Raw genomic sequence first — 16722 nt, 5'->3', positions numbered from 1 at the left:
CCCCGTGGACGGCTTCTCTTGTCCCCGGCCGGCTTCTCCTGTCCGTGGACGGCTTCTCCTGTCCCGTGGACGGCTCCGGCGGGCGGGTTACGACCCGAGGACCGAGGTCAGGAACTCGCCCACCCAGGCCAGCAGTTCGCGCCCGACCAGCGGCTTGCCGCCCACCTTCGCGGTCTTCGGGCGCGGCACCAGCACCTGGTGCACGGCCGGCTTGACGACCGTCCCCGGGTACAGCCGCTTGAGCCTCAGCTCCTGGGACTCGCGCAACTCCACCGGCGCGAAGCGGATGTTGCTGCCCTGCAGGACGATCTCGCCCACCCCGCACGCCCGCGCCAGCATGCGCAGGCCCGCGACCAGCAGCAGGTTCTCCACCGGCTCCGGCAACTTGCCGTAGCGGTCGACGAGTTCCTCCCGCACGGCCTTGATGTCCGCCTCGCTGTTGGCGGAGGCGATGGAGCGGTAGGCCTGCAGACGCAGCCGCTCTCCGGGGGCGTAGTCGTGCGGGACGTGCGCGTCGACCGGCAGCTCGATCTTGACCTCCAGCGGCGGCTCCTCCTCCACGCCGCCCTCCAGGGAGGCCCGGTAGTCCGCGACCGCCTCGCCGACCATCCGCACGTACAGGTCGAAGCCGACGCCGGCGATGTGGCCGGACTGCTCGCCGCCGAGCAGGTTTCCGGCGCCGCGGATCTCCAGGTCCTTCATCGCCACGTACATGCCCGCGCCCATCTCGGTGTGCTGGGCGATGGTCGCCAGCCGCTCGTGCGCGGTCTCGGTCAGCGGCTTCTCCGGCGGGTACAGGAAGTAGGCGTAGCCGCGCTCGCGGCCGCGGCCGACCCGGCCGCGCAGCTGGTGCAGCTGGCTGAGGCCGAAGTTGTCGCCGCGCTCGACGATGAGGGTGTTGGCGTTGGAGATGTCGATGCCGGACTCCACGATCGTCGTGGAGACCAGCACGTCGAACTTCTTCTCCCAGAAGTCGACGACGACCTGCTCCAGCGCCTGTTCCGACATCTGGCCGTGGGCGGTGGCGATGCGCGCCTCGGGGACGATCTCCCACAGCCGGGCCGCCGCCCGGTCGATGGACTCGACCCGGTTGTGGATGTAGAAGACCTGGCCCTCGCGCAGCAGCTCGCGGCGGATCGCGGCACCGATCTGCTTCTGCTCGTAGGGGCCGACGAAGGTCAGGACCGGGTGCCGCTCCTCGGGCGGGGTGGTGATCGTGGACATCTCGCGGATGCCGGTGACCGCCATCTCCAGGGTGCGGGGGATGGGCGTGGCGGACATCGTCAGCACGTCGACGTTGGCACGCAGCTTCTTCAGCTGCTCCTTGTGCTCGACGCCGAAGCGCTGCTCCTCGTCGACGATGACCAGGCCCAGGTCCTTGAACTTCGTCTCGGAGGAGAACAGCCGGTGGGTGCCGATGACGACGTCCACCGAGCCCTCGCGCAGACCCTCCAGGACCGCCTTGGCCTCGGTGTCGGTCTGGAAGCGGGAGAGCGCCTTCACGTTCACCGGGAACTGCGCGTACCGCTCGCTGAACGTCCCGAAGTGCTGCTGCACCAGCAGTGTCGTCGGCACCAGCACCGCCACCTGCTTGCCGTCCTGGACGGCCTTGAAGGCGGCGCGCACCGCGATCTCGGTCTTTCCGTAGCCGACGTCGCCGCAGATCAGGCGGTCCATGGGGACCGTCTTCTCCATGTCCTCCTTGACCTCGGCGATGGTGGTGAGCTGGTCCGGGGTCTCCGCGTACGGGAAGGCGTCCTCCAGCTCGCGCTGCCAGGGCGTGTCCGCGCCGAACGCGTGCCCCGGCGCCGCCATCCGCGCGCTGTACAGCTTGATCAGGTCCGCGGCGATCTCCTTGACCGCCTTCTTCGCGCGGGCCTTGGTCTTCGTCCAGTCGGCGCCGCCCAGGCGGTGCAGGGTGGGGGCCTCGCCGCCGACGTACTTGGTGATCTGCTCCAGCTGGTCGGTGGGGATGTAGAGCCGGTCGCCGGGCTGGCCGCGCTTGGCGGGGGCGTACTCCACGACCAGGTACTCGCGGGTGGCGCCCTGCACGGTGCGCTGCACCATCTCGATGTAGCGGCCGACGCCGTGCTGCTCGTGGACGATGTAGTCGCCCGACTCCAGGGTCAGCGGGTCGATGGTCTTGCGGCGCCGGGCCGGCATGCGGGTGCCGTCGCGGCCGGCGGCCTTCTGGCCGGACAGGTCGGTCTCGGTCAGGACGGCCAGCTTGAGCGCCGGGTCCACGAAGCCGTAGTCGATCGAGCCGCAGGAGACGTGGACGACGGAGGGGCTGAGTGTGCCGAGGTCGGAGTCCAGGCGGGCGGCGATGCCCTCGCCGCCGAGGACCTCGACCGTGCGGGCCGCCGGGCCGTGGCCCTCGGTGACGTAGACCGTGCGCCAGCCGTCGGCGAGCCAGCCCTTGGTGTCGGCCAGCGCCTTCGCGGTGTCGCCGCGGTAGGTCTCGGGGGCGTGCATGCCGAGCTTGAGGGTGTCCCCCGCCGCGTCAGCGGCATATGTCCCCGTCAGCTCCTCGTCGGCGGCGAACGGCGACACCGACCACCACATCATGTCCAGCTCGCGGGCGCGCTCACGGACGTCCGCGATGGACCACAGGGAGGCGGCGCCGACGTCGATGGGCGCCTCGCCGCCGCCGGCGGTGGCCGCCCAGGACGCCTGCAGGAACTCCTGGCTCGTCGCCACCAGGTCCGTCGCCCGCGTGCGCACCCGCTCCGGGTCGCAGACGACGGCCATGGCGCCCTTGGGCAGCACGTCCAGCAGCAGCTCCATGTCGTCGACGAGCACCGGCGCCAGGGACTCCATGCCCTCCACCGCGATGCCCTCGGCGATCTTGCCGAGCAGTTCGCCCAGCTCGGGGTGTTGCTCGGCGAGGGCGGCGGCCCGCTGCCGCACCTCGTCCGTCAGCAGCAGCTCGCGGCAGGGCGGGGCCCACAGCCCGTGCTCGGCGACTTCGAGGGAGCGCTGGTCGGCGACCTTGAAGTAGCGGATCTCCTCGACGTCGTCGCCCCAGAACTCGATGCGCAGGGGGTGTTCCTCGGTGGGCGGGAACACGTCGAGGATGCCGCCGCGCACGGCGAACTCGCCGCGCTTCTCCACCAGCTCCACGCGTGCGTACGCGGCGGCGGCGAGGGCGTCGACGACCTCGTTCAGATCGGCGCTCTGTCCGGTCCTCAGCGACACCGGCTCCAGCTCGCCGAGGCCCTTGACCTGCGGCTGCAGCACGGACCGCACGGGCGCCACGACGACCGAGACCGGGCCGGTCTCCGGGTCGTCGGGCCGGGGGTGGGCCAGGCGCCGCAGGACGGCCAGGCGGCGTCCCACGGTGTCGCTGCGCGGGCTGAGCCGCTCGTGCGGGAGGGTCTCCCAGGACGGGTACTCCGCCACGCCCTCCGGCGGCAGCAGCGAGCGCAGGGCCGCGGCCAGGTCCTCCGCCTCGCGACCGGTCGCGGTCACCGCCAGCACGGGACGGCCCGTCTCGCGGGCCAGCGCGGCGACCGCGAAGGAACGGGCCGCGGGGGGACCGACCAGGTCGACGTGCATGCGGTTGCCGTCGGCGGCCGCCGCGATCGCTTCCGCGAGGGCGGCGTCCTTGACGACGGCGTCGAGCAGACCGTGCAGGCTCATGAAGGGGGCGCTTTCGTCCGGGGGTGGACAAGGGGGTGGACAACACGACAGGCCCGACACGCGGTGCGGGCCGGGGGTGTCCAGCGTACGACGCTCCGCTCGGCGGCGTCGGGGGCTGTGGATGACGTCCGCTTCTCGGGTGACCTGTGTGGCGGTGAGCCCACCAGGGGCTCCGCCCCCTGAACCCCCGGCCTGTGCCCGCCCACCACCCGACCCGGTCGGCTGAAGGGCCCCGGACAGCGGCGAGCCCGGCGCCGGGAAGTCCGCGAAAGGCTTCCGGCGCCGGGCTCTCCCCCGCAACCCCCGTATGCGGTGGCCGTCGGCCGCTACTCCGTCGCGATCGCGTTCAGCACGTTCATCCGGCCGGCCCGGAACGCCGGGACCAGGGCGGCGAACAGACCCACGAACGCCGAGCCGATGAACACGCCGATGATCGTCGGCCACGGGATGTCGAGGACGTTCAGACCCTCCAGGGCGAGCAGCTTCTGCGCCGTGGCGCCCCAGCCCATGCCCAGTCCCAGACCCAGCAGGGCACCGAAGAGGGCGATGACCACGGACTCCAGGCGGATCATCCGGCGCAGCTGCCGGCGGGAGAGGCCGATCGCCCGCATCAGGCCGATCTCGCGGGTCCGCTCGACCACCGACAGGGCCAGGGTGTTCACCACACCCAGCACGGCCACGATGATCGCCAGGGCCAGCAGGCCGTAGACCATGTTCAGCAGCTGGCCGACCTGGTCCTTCAGCTCCTGCTTGTAGTCGGTCTGGTCCCGGACCTGGTACTGCGGGTACTGGTCCAGCGACTTCTTCAGCGCCGCGTACGCCTGCTCCTCCTGGCCGTCCTTGGCCTTGGCGAACATGATCGTGTTCGGCGGGATCCTGTCGGCCGGCACGTACTTCCGCATCGTCTCGATGCTGATGTACCGCGCGCCCTGGTCGATGGCGGTGTCGTCGTCCGTGATGGCCGCGACCTTCAGCTTCGCCGTCTCGCCGCCCTCGAAGGCGACGGAGACGGTGTCGCCGACGCCCACGCCGTGCTCCTTGGCGTAGTCCGAGCCGACCGACATGGAGTCCGGGCCGTAGGCGTCGGCCAGCGAGCCGGCCGTGGTCGGGCGGCGCAGGTCCTCGGCGTACGTCGGGTCGGCGGCGGTGACGCCGTCGTCGTCCTTCTTGCCGTCGGGCGAGGTCAGCGTGGCGTCGAGCATCTTGTAGCGGGTGACGTGCTCCAGGCCCTGCGTCTGCTGCATCGCCTTCTCGGCCTGCGGCACGATCCGCTGGTTGCCCTGGACGATGAAGTCCGCGCCGACCGACTTGTCCAGCTCGCTGGTGGCCGAGGCGACCATGGAGGAGCCGACCACCGACAGGCAGGCGACCAGCGCGAGGCCGATCATCAGGGCCGCGCCCGTGGCGCCGGTACGGCGCGGGTTGCGCAGGGCGTTGCGCTCGGCCATGCGGCCCACCGGCCCGAAGGCCCGCAGCAGCACCGCGCTGATCACCCGCACCACACCGCCGGCCAGCAGCGGGCCGATGACGACGAAGCCGATCAGGGAGAGCACGATGCCCACGCCCAGCATCGACGCGCCGTCGCCCGCCTTGTCGGCCGTACCGGCCGCGTAGAGGGCCGCGGCGCCGGCGCCGGTCAGCACCAGGCCGATCAGGCCCCGGATCCAGCCGGCCTTCCCGTCGGCGGGGGTCCCGGCGTCGCGCAGCGCGGCCATCGGGGAGACCTTGCCGGCGCGGCGGGCCGGGAGGTAGGCGGCGAGGACGGTGACGACGACACCGAGGACCAGGCCGACCACGGGCGTCGTCGCCTTCACGGTCAGGTCGTCCGTGGACAGGTTCATGCCCGCCGCCGACATCAGCTTCATCAGGCCGACGGCGATCCCGACACCGGCCGCGACACCGAGGACGGAGCCGACGACGCCGAGGAGCAGCGCCTCGACCAGCACCGAGCGGTTGACCTGCCGGCGGGAGGAGCCGATGGCCCGCATCAGGCCGATCTCACGGGTGCGCTGGGCGACCAGCATCGAGAAGGTGTTGATGATCAGGAAGATGCCGACCAGGAAGGCGATCCCGGCGAAGCCGAGCATGGCGTACTTGATGACGTTCATGAACTCGCCGACGTCCTTGCGGTTCTCGTCGGCGCTCTCCTTGGCCGTCTGGATCTTGTACGTGCCGTCCAGGGCCTCGGAGACGTTCTTCTTCAGCTGCGCGTCGGAGACACCGGACGCGGCGGTGACGTTGATCTGGGTGAACTTCCCCGTGCCGCCGAGCAGTTCGCGCTGGGCGGTGGCGGTGTCGAAGTAGACGACGGCCGCACCGGGGTTGGTCACCGTGAAGGAGGCTATGCCGACGATCCGCGCCCTGAAGTCGCCGGTCTGCGCGATGGTGCGCAGTTCGTCGCCGAGCTTCAGGTCGTGCTTGTCGGCGGTGTCGGAGTCGACCATCATCTCGGTCGGGCCGCGCGGGGCGTGTCCGGAGGTGATCTCCATCGACCGCAGGTCGTTCTTCGTCCAGTTGCCGGCGAGCGTCGGGGCGCCGTTGGTGGCGCCCACGTTGTCGTTGTCACGGTCGACGACGGTCACGTTCGCCGAAGCGACCGCGCCCTCCACCGACTTGACGCCCTCGGCGGAGCGGACCTGCTCCAGCATGGACGCCGGCAGCGAGGCGGGCACCCCGTTCTGCGGCGTGTCCTCGGCCTCGGCGTCCTTCGGCGCGACCGTCACGTCCGACGACGTGACCGCGAAGAGCTTGTCGAACGTCGTGTTCATCGTGTCCGTGAACACGAGCGTGCCGCACACGAACGCCACCGACAGCAGCACCGCCACCGCCGACAGCGCCATGCGGCCCTTGTGCGCGAAGAAGTTGCGCAGCGAGGTCTTCACGACGGTCATGACGTGCGCCCCCGGGCGTCGAAGTCCTTCATCCGGTCCAGGACGGCGTCCGCGGTCGGCTTGTACATCTCGTCCACGATCCGGCCGTCGGCGAGGTACAGCACCCGGTCGGCGTAGCTGGCGGCCACCGGGTCGTGGGTGACCATCACGATGGTCTGGCCCAGCTCGTCCACCGAACGGCGCAGGAAGCCCAGCACCTCGGCGCCCGCGCGCGAGTCGAGGTTTCCGGTCGGCTCGTCACCGAAGATGATCTCCGGCCGGGCCGCCAGCGCCCGCGCCACGGCGACCCGCTGCTGCTGGCCGCCGGAGAGCTGGGTCGGCCGGTGCTTGAGCCGCCCGGCGAGCCCCACGGTCTCCACGACCCGGTCCAGCCACGCCCGGTCGGGCTTGCGGCCGGCGATGTCCATGGGCAGCGTGATGTTCTCGATCGCCTTCAGCGTCGGCAGCAGGTTGAACGCCTGGAAGATGAAGCCGATCCGGTCGCGGCGCAGCTGGGTGAGCTTCTTGTCCTTCAGCCCGGTGATCTCGGTCTCGTCGAGGTAGATCTGCCCGCTGCTGACGGTGTCGAGGCCCGCCAGGCAGTGCATCAGCGTGGACTTGCCGGACCCCGAGGGACCCATGATCGCGGTGAACTGCCCGCGGGCGATGTCCACGTCCACGTGGTCGAGGGCGACGACCCGGGTCTCCCCGGACCCGTACGCCTTCACGAGCTGCCGCGCCCGCGCGGCAACGGCCGTACGCCCTCCAGTGCTCCCGTGCCTGGGAATGGTCACGGCCGATGTCATGGCAAGTCTCCTATGTCGGTCATCAGATGGGCCGCCGGTGCCGACGGCGGCGTGGTGCTGTCGGATGCGGTGGTCCGGGCCGGCTGTGCCGGGCCGCGCGGTTGCTACGTCGATGAGTCTGACGGCAACCGGGTGCCGTCCGCGCTGGTGTTCAGCGCAGTCTTTCCCTGGGGAAAACCCCACCCCCGTGGCTGTGGTGCGCCGCCCCCCAGCGGCGTGAAGCCAGATTAAGGACGACGCGGGCGCCCTCTCGTCCTCCGTCGGTACGAACCCTCCCCGAGCCGTAGTACGGAGGTACCCCTAGGGGCAGTCCACCCCTCGGTGGAGGACGCCTCGGGGTCGGCTCCCCCTCGGACCCGTCCACTGTCCACCCTGCCGCTGCGTCAGGCTCAAGTGCGAAGCTGGTCCCGGCAACTGGATGCATGGGGAAACCAAGGGAGGGACCCGGGGTGGGCAGCACCAGACCCGCGGTACGCAAGGCCGCGCAACCCGCCGGTGCGAACCGGCGCGGTGCCGTCGTCGCCGCTCTCATGCTCGCGATGGCGCTGGCGGCGCTGGACTCGACCATCGTCTCCACCGCCGTACCGCAGATCGTCGGCGACCTCGGCGGGTTCTCCGTCTTCTCCTGGCTCTTCTCCGGCTATCTGCTGGCCGTCACGGTCACCCTCCCCGTCTACGGCAAGCTGTCCGACACCTTCGGCCGCAAACCGGTGCTGGTGGCGGGCGCGGTGGTGTTCCTGATCGGCTCCCTGCTGTGCGCGCTCGCCTGGAACATGGGCGCGCTGATCGCCTTCCGCGTCGTCCAGGGACTGGGCGGCGGCGCCCTCCAGGGCACGGTGCAGACCCTCGCCGCGGACCTGTACCCGCTGAAGGACCGCCCCAAGATCCAGGCCAAGCTGTCCACCGTGTGGGCGGTGTCCGCGGTCGCGGGTCCGGGACTGGGCGGCGTGCTGGCCGCGTACGCCGACTGGCGCTGGATCTTCCTCATCAACCTGCCGATCGGCGCGGTCGCCCTGTGGCTGATCGTCCGTCACCTGCACGAGCCGGCCCGGGAGACGGACGGCACGCGCGCGCGTGTCGACTGGGCGGGCGCGCTCGCGGTGTTCGCCTGCGGCGGCGTCCTGCTCACCGCACTGGTGCAGGGCGGGGTGGCCTGGCCGTGGCTGTCGCCGCACTCGCTGGTCTTCTTCGGGACGGGCCTCGTCCTGCTGGCGGCCGTCGTGGTGATCGAGCGCCGGGCGGCGGAGCCGATCATCCCCGGCTGGGTGTGGCGGCGCCGCACGATCGCCGCGGTGAACCTCGCGCTCGGCGCGCTGGGCCTGCTGATGGTGGCGCCGACCGTGTTCCTGCCCACCTACGCCCAGTCCGTCCTGGGCCTGGCCCCGGTGGCCGCCGGTTTCGTGCTGTCCGTCTGGACGCTGAGCTGGCCGGTGTCGGCGGCGCTGAGCCAGCACGTGTACCGCAGGATCGGCTTCCGCAACACCGCCATGCTCGGCATCGGCACGGCCGCGCTGATCCTGTTCGCCTTCCCCTTCCTGCCCTACCCGGGCCAGGCCTGGCAGCCGGCGCTGCTGATGCTGCTGCTCGGCGCCGCGCTCGGCCTGTTCCAGCTGCCGCTCATCGTCGGCGTCCAGTCGACGGTCGGCTGGGCGGAACGGGGTACGGCGACGGCGTCCGTCCTGTTCTGCCGGCAGACCGGGCAGACGGTGGGCGCGGCCGTCTTCGGCGCGGTCGCCAACGGGGTGCTGGCCGCGCGGCTCGGCGGGGCGAGCGACCTGGACTCGGTGACGCGGGCACTGGATTCGGGCACGGCCGACGAGTCCGTACGGCGGGCGATCGCCGACGCCGTCCACGCGGTCTACCTCGGAGCGGCGGGGGCCGCGGCCCTGGCCTTCCTGGTGCTGCTGGTCCTGGCGCCGCGGAAATTCCCGGTCCTCACGGACTGAATGCGCGGGCCGGCACCCCCGAAAGGCCCAGGTTAACGCGGGTAACACCTGTGCTCCGGCACAGCAAGCGCATACCGACCGACCAGTTTGGCGAAAACCCGGCGCTCCCCCGAACCGGCGAGTAGCGTGCGTGGCCCCCGCCACCCCCCAACTCCCTGCGGTCCGCCGCACCGGACCCGAGCCGCGCAAGGAGCACCGGGATGTCCTACGACCCGTCCCCGTCGTATCCCCCTCCGTCGTACCGACCCCCGTATCCCCCTCCGTCGAACCGCCCCGCGCCGTCGTACCCGCCCCCGCCGTACCCGTCCGGACCGCACCCGTCCCCGCCCCCGTACGGCACCCACCCCTGGCAACCGGCCGGTCCCGGCCCCCTTCCCGACCCCGGCCCCGGTCCCGGCCACCCCGGCCTCGGCGAGCCGCGGGCGCCGCGGCGGGCCGCGCTCGGGCACCACAGCGACCTGCGGATCCTGCGCAGCGCCTACCGCTGGCAGCGGCGCACCGCCACGCTGACCGCCCTCGGCTACTTCACGCTCTTCCTGATCCTGTCCGCGTACGCCCCCGGCTTCATGACCGGCGACGGCGCCGGCGGACTGCCCACCGGGATGCTGCTGGCCCTGCTGCAACTGCCCGTCACCTGGCTGGCGATCGGGCTGTACGAGTACACCGCCCGCCGCCATGTCGACCCCCTCGCGGACCGCATCCGCAAGGAGGCCGAACTGGACGCCAGACGGGAGGCGGGACGATGACGGAGTTCAGCGGCAACGCCCAGACGATGTCCCTGGTCGGATTCACCGCCGTCGCCACCATCACGCTGCTGCTGTGCGTGATGACCGGCCCGGACCGCGACGACATCGACGAGTTCTACACCGGCTACGGCTCCCTGTCCCCCATGCGCAACGGCCTGGCCATCGCCGGCGACTACATCTCCGCCGCGACCGTCCTCGGCACGGGCGGCGTCATCGCCCTGTTCGGCTACGACGGCATCGTGCTGGCGCTCAGCACCGCCCTGTCGCTGATGCTGCTGATGTTCCTGCTGGCCGAACCGCTGCGCAACGCGGGCCGGTTCACCATGGGCGACGCCCTCGCCCGCCGGATGCCGGGACGCAGTGTGCGCATCGCCGCCTGCGCGGTGACCATCGCGGCACTGCTGCCGCTGATGCTGGTGCAGCTCGCGGGCGCCGGCCAGCTGCTCTCCTTCGTCCTCGGCTTCTCCGGGGAGTCCCTGCAGACCGGCTGCATCATCGGACTGGGCGCCCTGATGATCAGCTACGCGGCGATCGGCGGGATGAAGGGCACCGCCCTCATCCAGATCCTGAAGATGGTGATGCTGCTCGGCTCCGGTGCCGTGGTCGCCGCGCTGATCCTGAACCGCTTCGACTGGGACCCCGGCGCACTGTTCGACGCGGCCGCCGCCCGCAGCGGCGCGGGACCGGCGTTCCTGAACTCGGGACTGGAGTTCGCGGGCGGACCCCACCCCGAGGTGGACATGATCACCTCGCAGCTGACCGTCGTCCTCGGCGGCGCCTGTCTGCCCCACGTCACCATGCGCATGTACACCGCCTCCTCCGCCCGCCAGGTGCGCCGCTCGATGTCCTGGGCGGTCTCCGGCGTCGCGCTGTTCGTCCTGGTCATCACGGTCGTCGGGTTCGGGGCGACCGCGCTGGTCGGACGGGCCGTCATCGCCGGGATCGACCCGCAGGGCAACACCGCCTATCTCCTCGGCTCCCAGGCCGCGTTCGGCGCGGAGGTGTCCACGGCGGAGACCTTCCTGTTCACGACGGTCACCACGGCCGTCTTCCTCACCCTGCTCGCCTCCGTCGGCGGCATGATCCTCGCCTGCGCCAACTCCCTCGCCCACGACGTGTTCGCCACCCGGGTGCAGGAGATGTCACCGCGACGCGAGATGACCCTGGCCCGGGCCTCCGCGCTGGCCGTCGGCATCCCCGCGATCATCCTGGCGACGCTGGTGCAGCACCGCAGCCTCCAGCCCCTGGTGACCCTGTCCTTCTGCCTGGGCGCCTCGGCCATCGCCCCCGCACTGGTCTACGGCCTCTTCTGGCGCCGCTACACCCGCGCCGGAATGCTCAGCACCCTCATCGGCGGCTCCCTGGCCGTACTGCTGCTGATGCCGGGCACCAACCTGGTCTCCGGCTCACCCGTCTCCGCCTTCCCCGACGCCGACGTCAACTGGTTCCCGTTCACCACGACGGGCCTGGTCTCCATCCCGCTGGGCTTCGCCTGCGGCTGGCTGGGCACGATGCTCTCCGGCCGGCGCAAGGCGGAGGAGCAGCGCCGCCAGTACGAGGCCGTGGAGGGGTGGATCCTGGCGGGCGCGGTACGCCGGGGCGACTGAGAAGGCACGGACGGCGTACGGGCAGGGCCGACGCGGCCCCTCGGCCCACGGCCCTGCCCCTCGGTCCTGCTCCTCGGCCCACCGCCCTGCCCGTCATTCCACGGCCCTGCCCGTCAGCGAACCGAGGCTGCTGCGCGCGTGGTCCATGTCGGCCTGCATGTCCTCCCACCGCTCCCCGTGCTCGTGCAGCAGCCGCTCCGTCTCCCGGGCGATCCGCTCCGCCCGCACCCGCGCCCCGTCGACCACCTCGAAGGCCCACGCCCGGGCCTCCTCCTGCCGGCGCCCGGCCCACGCCCGGGCGTCGGCCAGGTCCCTCTCCGCCTCGGCCAGTTCCCGCTCCGCGCGGGCCAACGGCTCCGCGTACCGCGCGGCCAGGGCCGCCACCCCCTCGGCCTCCGCCCGCTCGGCCTCGGCCCAGCGCTCGGCGTGCTCCCCGGCCTGCTCGTCGAGGACCGCCGAGGTGCGCCGGCGCGCCTCGCGCACCACGGCCAGCGCCGCACGCCGGCCCTCCCGCACCTCGCGCCGGACGGCGATCCGCACCTCGTCGGCCTCCGCGCGCGCCGCGAGCAGCCGCCGGCGGGCAGAGTCGTCGGCCTCGCCCCGTACCGCGTCCGCGTGCGCCTGTGCGGCCTCGCGCACGCCGGTCGCGTACGCCTGCGCCTGTGCCGACAGGTCCTCCGCCGCGCGCCGCGCGCTCTCCCGAAGGGCCTGCGCCTCCTCCTGCCCGAGCTCGAAGATGCGCCGCGCGCGCTCCCCGAGCGACTCGTAGGTCTGCGGGGCGAGTCCCGCCAGCGTCTCCCGCAGCCGGCCCAGCTCCGTCTCCATCTCACGGGCGAGCACGGTGAGCCGTGCGGCCCGCTCCCAGGCGGCGTCCCGTTCCTCGGACAGCGCCCCGGCACACGCGTCGACCTGGTCCGGACGGTAGCCGCGCCCCCGTACGACCACGAAGCCGTGCGGCGACGCCGATGCGCTGCTCATACCGGAACTCCCGTTCGCCCGATTCCATGACAATCCGCGCATATCTTGATGGATCGGACTTGAGCGCTCATAACGCGACACTCCGCGGGAAGGTCACGCACCACGGCCGCACCCCGGCTCACCCCGCCCGCACACCCCGGCCACGGCCACGAAAAAAGGAGGGCCAAAAGAAGGGGCCGGGCCCGGTCGCGTACGACATCGACCGGGCCCGGCCCCAGGTGAGGGCGCGTCAGCGGCGCCTCACAGCAACCCGTCCCACATCTGCTCCAGCAGCACCGACCACCAGCTCTCCGGCGACCCGAGCGCCGCCGGGTCCAGCGAGGCCAGCTGGGCCTGGAAGTCGACCGTCCAGCGGCCCGCCTGCTCCTGGTTCAGCCCGAACCGCAGCCGCCACATCCGGCCCAGCAACGCCAGGCACCGCGCGAACTCCGGCAGCCCGGTGTTCACGAACTGCGGCGGTACGGGCGCACCGCCCGGCCCCGCCTCCACCGGCACCGCCACGATGCTCGCCGTGCCGTACTGCACACAGATCGCCTTGCCGAAGTCACTGCCCAGCACCAGGTACGAGCCCGCGTCCGAGGCCGGCTGCACCCCCCGCTCGGCCGCCAGCTCCGCCAGCGTCGGCACCGGGCGGCCCGGCTGGGCCTGCGCCCAGAAGAACGGGCCCATGTCCATCGGCAGACCCGCCGCCACCAGCGTGTGCGCCACCACCGGCGGCACGCCCTGCCGGGACACGGCGGCCTGCTCGAACCGGAAGACACCGGGACCGAACGCCGCCGCCAGCTCCTGCCCGATCGCCTCCGGCGGAACCGGCGGCACCGGCTGCACGGGCGGCAGCGGAGCACGCACCGGCCCCGGACGCGCCGGACCGTCGGCCACCTGGTGCAGCTCACCCTGATGGGCCAGCAGCTGCTGCATGCCCTGCTGACGGCTCGCGTGATCCGCGCCGTACGGCGCGATGGACGTGATCCGCGCCTGCGGCCACTGCTCCCGGATCATCCGCGCGCAGTACGCGCCCGGCAGCTCGCACGACTCCAGCTCCGTGTGCAGCTCCAGCACCTGGTCCGGCGGCACGTTCATGGCGCGCAGCTCGTGGAAGATCTGCCACTCCGGGTGCGGCGTACCCGGCGCCGAACGCCGGATCAGCTGCTGCTCGGAACCGTCCTGCGCGCGGTAGCGCAGCACCGCCTGGTAGCCGGGGCCGACGGTCGGCTGACCGGCCGGCGGCTGCGGGTAGCCGTACGCCGGCGGCTGCCCCGGGAGGGGCTGACCGGGCGGCGGCATCGCACCGGGCGGCATGGGCCGGGCCGCACCGGGGGCGCCGGGGGCGCCCGGCGGCACGGGCGGGCCGGGCACACCCGGCGCCTGCGGCGGCGGGGGCGTGCCGGGACCGCCCACCGGGGGCGAGGCCAGCACGGTCTGCGCGTGATGAACGGCACCGCTGCCGCCGCCCGACGTGCCCGGCGCGGGGGGCGCACCGGGAGCACCAGGAGCACCGGGGGCGGCCGGGGGCTGCGGCGCACCGGGCGCTCCCGGGGCACCGGGAGGGCCGGGAGGCTGCGGCGCACCGCCGGTCCGGCCGGGGTCGGCCAGCATCGTGGCCGCGTGGTGCACCCCACCCGGGGGCGTCCCGCCCGGGGCGCCCGGAGGCGGCGTACCCGGGGCACTCGGAGGCGGCGTACCCGGACCGGCCGGAGGCTGCGGCGCGCTCGGCGGAGGCGGCGTGCCGGGCCCCTGCGGGCCCTCGGGACCGAGCGAGGACACGAGCTGCGTCGGCACGTAACCGCCCGACGACCCACCCGGCGCGGCGGGCGCCGCGGGCGGCGGAGGCGTGCTCCCCGGCCGCGCGCCCGGCGTCCCCGGAGCGCCCGGCGGAGGCGGCGGGGTCGCACCCCCGCCCCGGCGCGGCGGAGGCGCCGCCTTGCTGGTCGCGGCGTCGGCGATGTCCCCGGCGTTCGACGCGAGCGGCCGGGCCGGCGTCCCCGGGGCGCCCGCGGCCGACGGCAGCGGCACACCCGGAGGCGGCGTACCCGGGGCGGCCGGAGGCGGCGTACCCGGACCGGACGCCGTACCAGGAGGCGGCGTACCCGGCGCCGCAGGCGCGGACGGAGGCGCCCCCGGCACGGAAGCCGCACCCGGCGCCGCAGGCGCAGGCGCCCCCGCCCCCGTCGGCGCAGGCGGCGCAGCCGGCGCGCTCGGCACACTCGGCGCGTTCGGATCGTCGATCGCCGGCGCGAGCGCCGTCGGCGGAAGCTGACTGCCCCCCGACATCAACGTCGTCTTGGCATCCGGCGCCGCAGGCGGCGGCGTGTCGTCCCCGGTGCTCAGCGGCGGCGCGAACACCGTCTCCGGCAACGGCACGGAACGGTCGTCCCCGCCGTCCGCGTTGGTGTCCGTCCCGGCCCACGGCGTCGCCCCCGCAGGCGAACCAGGCGCCCCGGAACCGCCGGCACCGCCCGACCCGGCCGCCGGCCACGCCGCGCCACTCCCCGAGGAACCCGGCGCACCCGGCGCACCCGAGCCCGACGGACCGGCGGAAGCCCCCGCCGCGGCCGACGGAACCCCGGCCTGCGTCTCGGGCAGCGCACCGGCCCCCGTGCCACGCTGCGCCTCACCCCGCCGGTCGGGAACACCCATCCGGTCCGCCGCCTCCTGCAACCACTCCGGCGGAGTCAGCAGGAACGACGTCTGGTTCAGGTCCACCCGGGCCGGCGGCGCGGGCGCCGGCTCCGGAGCCGCGTCGGGACGGCCGTACTCCTCCTCGTACCGGCGGATCACCTCGCCCACCGCCAGCGCCGGCCACAGCGTCGCCTCACCGCTGTCCCGCGCGATCACCAGCCGCTGCGCGCCCCCGTCCGAACGCGGCCCGTCCGCACGGTCCTCGGCCCACACCACGAACCCGAGCTCGAACTCCCGCACCCGCACCTCACGGTGCTGGTACGACGGCACATCACCGTTGATCCACTCTTCCGCGCGCTCCTGCGCCTGCGCGAACGTCACCATGCCCCGCTCACTCCCCTACCGACGACGCGGGCACCGCTCGCGCGAAACCGCCGTCCACCATCAGGTTCGCCACCGTCTCCAGCTCCGGCGGCGACCCCGCCAGCCGCGACAGGAACGCGTCGAAGTCCTCACCGCACGGCACCAGCAGCCGCTCCACCCGCTCCGCCGGCGACCACGAGGCGTCCACGTCCCGCGCGTCGTCGTACGCGCAGAACCACACCGAACCGATCCGCTCGCCCTTCACCTTCACGGCCAGCAGACCGCCCTGGACGAACCCGACCCCCAGGAAGTCCTTCGTCAGATGGTCCCGCAGACACTTGTTGACGTACACCAGGTCGTTGACCGCCGCCTCCTCACGCACCGTGAAGAACGGCTGGTCGACCAGCAGCCCCAACTCCGCGTCCAGCGCCGTCCCCACCGGCGCGCAGCCGCCCGCCGCCTTCAGGAACGACCGGTACGCACCCGGCAACCGGTACCCGAGGTCCTCCTCGACCCCCTGCACCTGCTGCTCCGTCACCGCCACACCCGACTTCGGCAACCCGAAGTGCGCCGGACGCGTCTCCTGCAACGGCCGCGTCCCCCGCTTGCCCTGGTCCACCGCCGCCGTCGCGATCCCGCCGTGATGCCGCAGCAGCGCCTTCACCTCGACCGGGACGAGCTCCATCCGCCGCGACCCCACCACGTGATGCCACGTCCAGCCGTGCGGCGTCGCCACCGCAGGCACCGTGTCCCACAGCTCATGACCCGACGCCGCCAGCGCCGCGTTCGCCGACACGTAGTCCGTCAGCCGCAACTCGTCGACCCCGAACCCCTCCGGCGGCTCCGCGACCTCCGCGGCCGCCCGCGCATAGGGCGAGAAGTCGGGGTAACCACGCTCGTCCACCCGCACCCCTCTGGGATGACGGGCCGCCCTGACCGGATCCGGGAAATGCACTACCTGCCCGGCGTAGGCCGCGTTCGGCGGCGCGGCTTGCTGCCCGAGCCGACCTGTCGTCATGGCGGTTGCCCCCTGCGGCGTCTGTCCGTCTCGACTGTCCGTCTCGACTGTCTGGCTGTCTGGATCACCGCATGGAATCGCGGTGCCGACAGCCTATGCGGTACGACGACACCGGTCACCGGGCACC

9 protein-coding genes are annotated in these 16722 nt (G+C 73.1%); 3 read left to right on the top strand and 6 right to left on the bottom strand.

Annotated features, from left to right (window positions below; translation table 11 throughout):
- Positions 1-87 precede the first annotated feature (87 nt).
- The 3 genes from mfd to H0H10_RS15885 all read right to left on the bottom strand — a co-directional run bounded on the left by mfd (position 88) and on the right by H0H10_RS15885 (position 7318).
- Positions 88-3642, bottom strand: a complete 3555-nt coding sequence (mfd, locus tag H0H10_RS15895; protein WP_188181606.1) for a transcription-repair coupling factor — start codon at positions 3640-3642, stop codon at positions 88-90.
- Between the two features lie 326 nt (positions 3643-3968).
- Entirely contained in the window at positions 3969-6533 is a 2565-nt protein-coding gene (locus tag H0H10_RS15890; RefSeq protein ID WP_188181605.1) for an ABC transporter permease, read from the bottom strand.
- Positions 6530-7318 carry an ABC transporter ATP-binding protein gene (locus H0H10_RS15885; RefSeq protein WP_188181604.1) on the bottom strand — a complete coding sequence of 263 codons (789 nt, stop codon included), beginning with the start codon at positions 7316-7318 and terminating at the stop codon, positions 6530-6532. Before H0H10_RS15885 ends, H0H10_RS15890 begins: the two co-directional genes overlap by 4 nt.
- A 449-nt stretch (positions 7319-7767) precedes the next feature.
- Between H0H10_RS15885 and H0H10_RS15880 the strand changes: the two genes are divergently transcribed.
- From H0H10_RS15880 to H0H10_RS15870, 3 genes are all read left to right on the top strand, one after another.
- A complete protein-coding gene (locus tag H0H10_RS15880) occupies positions 7768-9264 on the top strand; it encodes an MFS transporter (protein WP_188181603.1) in 1497 nt (498 codons plus the stop codon).
- A gap of 200 nt (positions 9265-9464) precedes the next feature.
- Complete coding sequence (locus H0H10_RS15875; protein ID WP_188181602.1) at positions 9465-10010, top strand: DUF485 domain-containing protein; 546 nt, start codon at positions 9465-9467, stop codon at positions 10008-10010.
- Positions 10007-11617, top strand: coding sequence for a sodium/solute symporter (locus tag H0H10_RS15870; protein ID WP_188181601.1), 1611 nt, complete (start codon positions 10007-10009; stop codon positions 11615-11617). The genes H0H10_RS15875 and H0H10_RS15870 overlap by 4 nt, the downstream gene beginning before the upstream one ends.
- Positions 11618-11710: 93 nt before the next feature.
- On the opposite strand, the gene H0H10_RS15865 is transcribed toward H0H10_RS15870, so the two are convergent.
- From H0H10_RS15865 to H0H10_RS15855, 3 genes are all read right to left on the bottom strand, one after another.
- Positions 11711-12595, bottom strand: coding sequence for a cellulose-binding protein (locus H0H10_RS15865; RefSeq protein ID WP_188181600.1), 885 nt, complete (start codon positions 12593-12595; stop codon positions 11711-11713).
- A gap of 240 nt (positions 12596-12835) precedes the next feature.
- Positions 12836-15598, bottom strand: a complete 2763-nt coding sequence (locus H0H10_RS15860; RefSeq protein WP_188181599.1) for an SUKH-4 family immunity protein — start codon at positions 15596-15598, stop codon at positions 12836-12838.
- Positions 15599-15605: 7 nt separating this feature from the next.
- The gene (locus tag H0H10_RS15855; RefSeq protein WP_188181598.1) at positions 15606-16595 is read right to left on the bottom strand and encodes an SMI1/KNR4 family protein; all 990 of its coding nucleotides are present in this window, start codon (positions 16593-16595) and stop codon (positions 15606-15608) included.
- Positions 16596-16722 lie beyond the last annotated feature (127 nt).

Origin of the sequence: Streptomyces griseicoloratus (genome assembly GCF_014534645.1) — a bacterium.
Lineage (GTDB): Bacteria > Actinomycetota > Actinomycetes > Streptomycetales > Streptomycetaceae > Streptomyces > Streptomyces griseicoloratus.
This window is presented reverse-complemented; position numbering and strand designations above follow the sequence as displayed.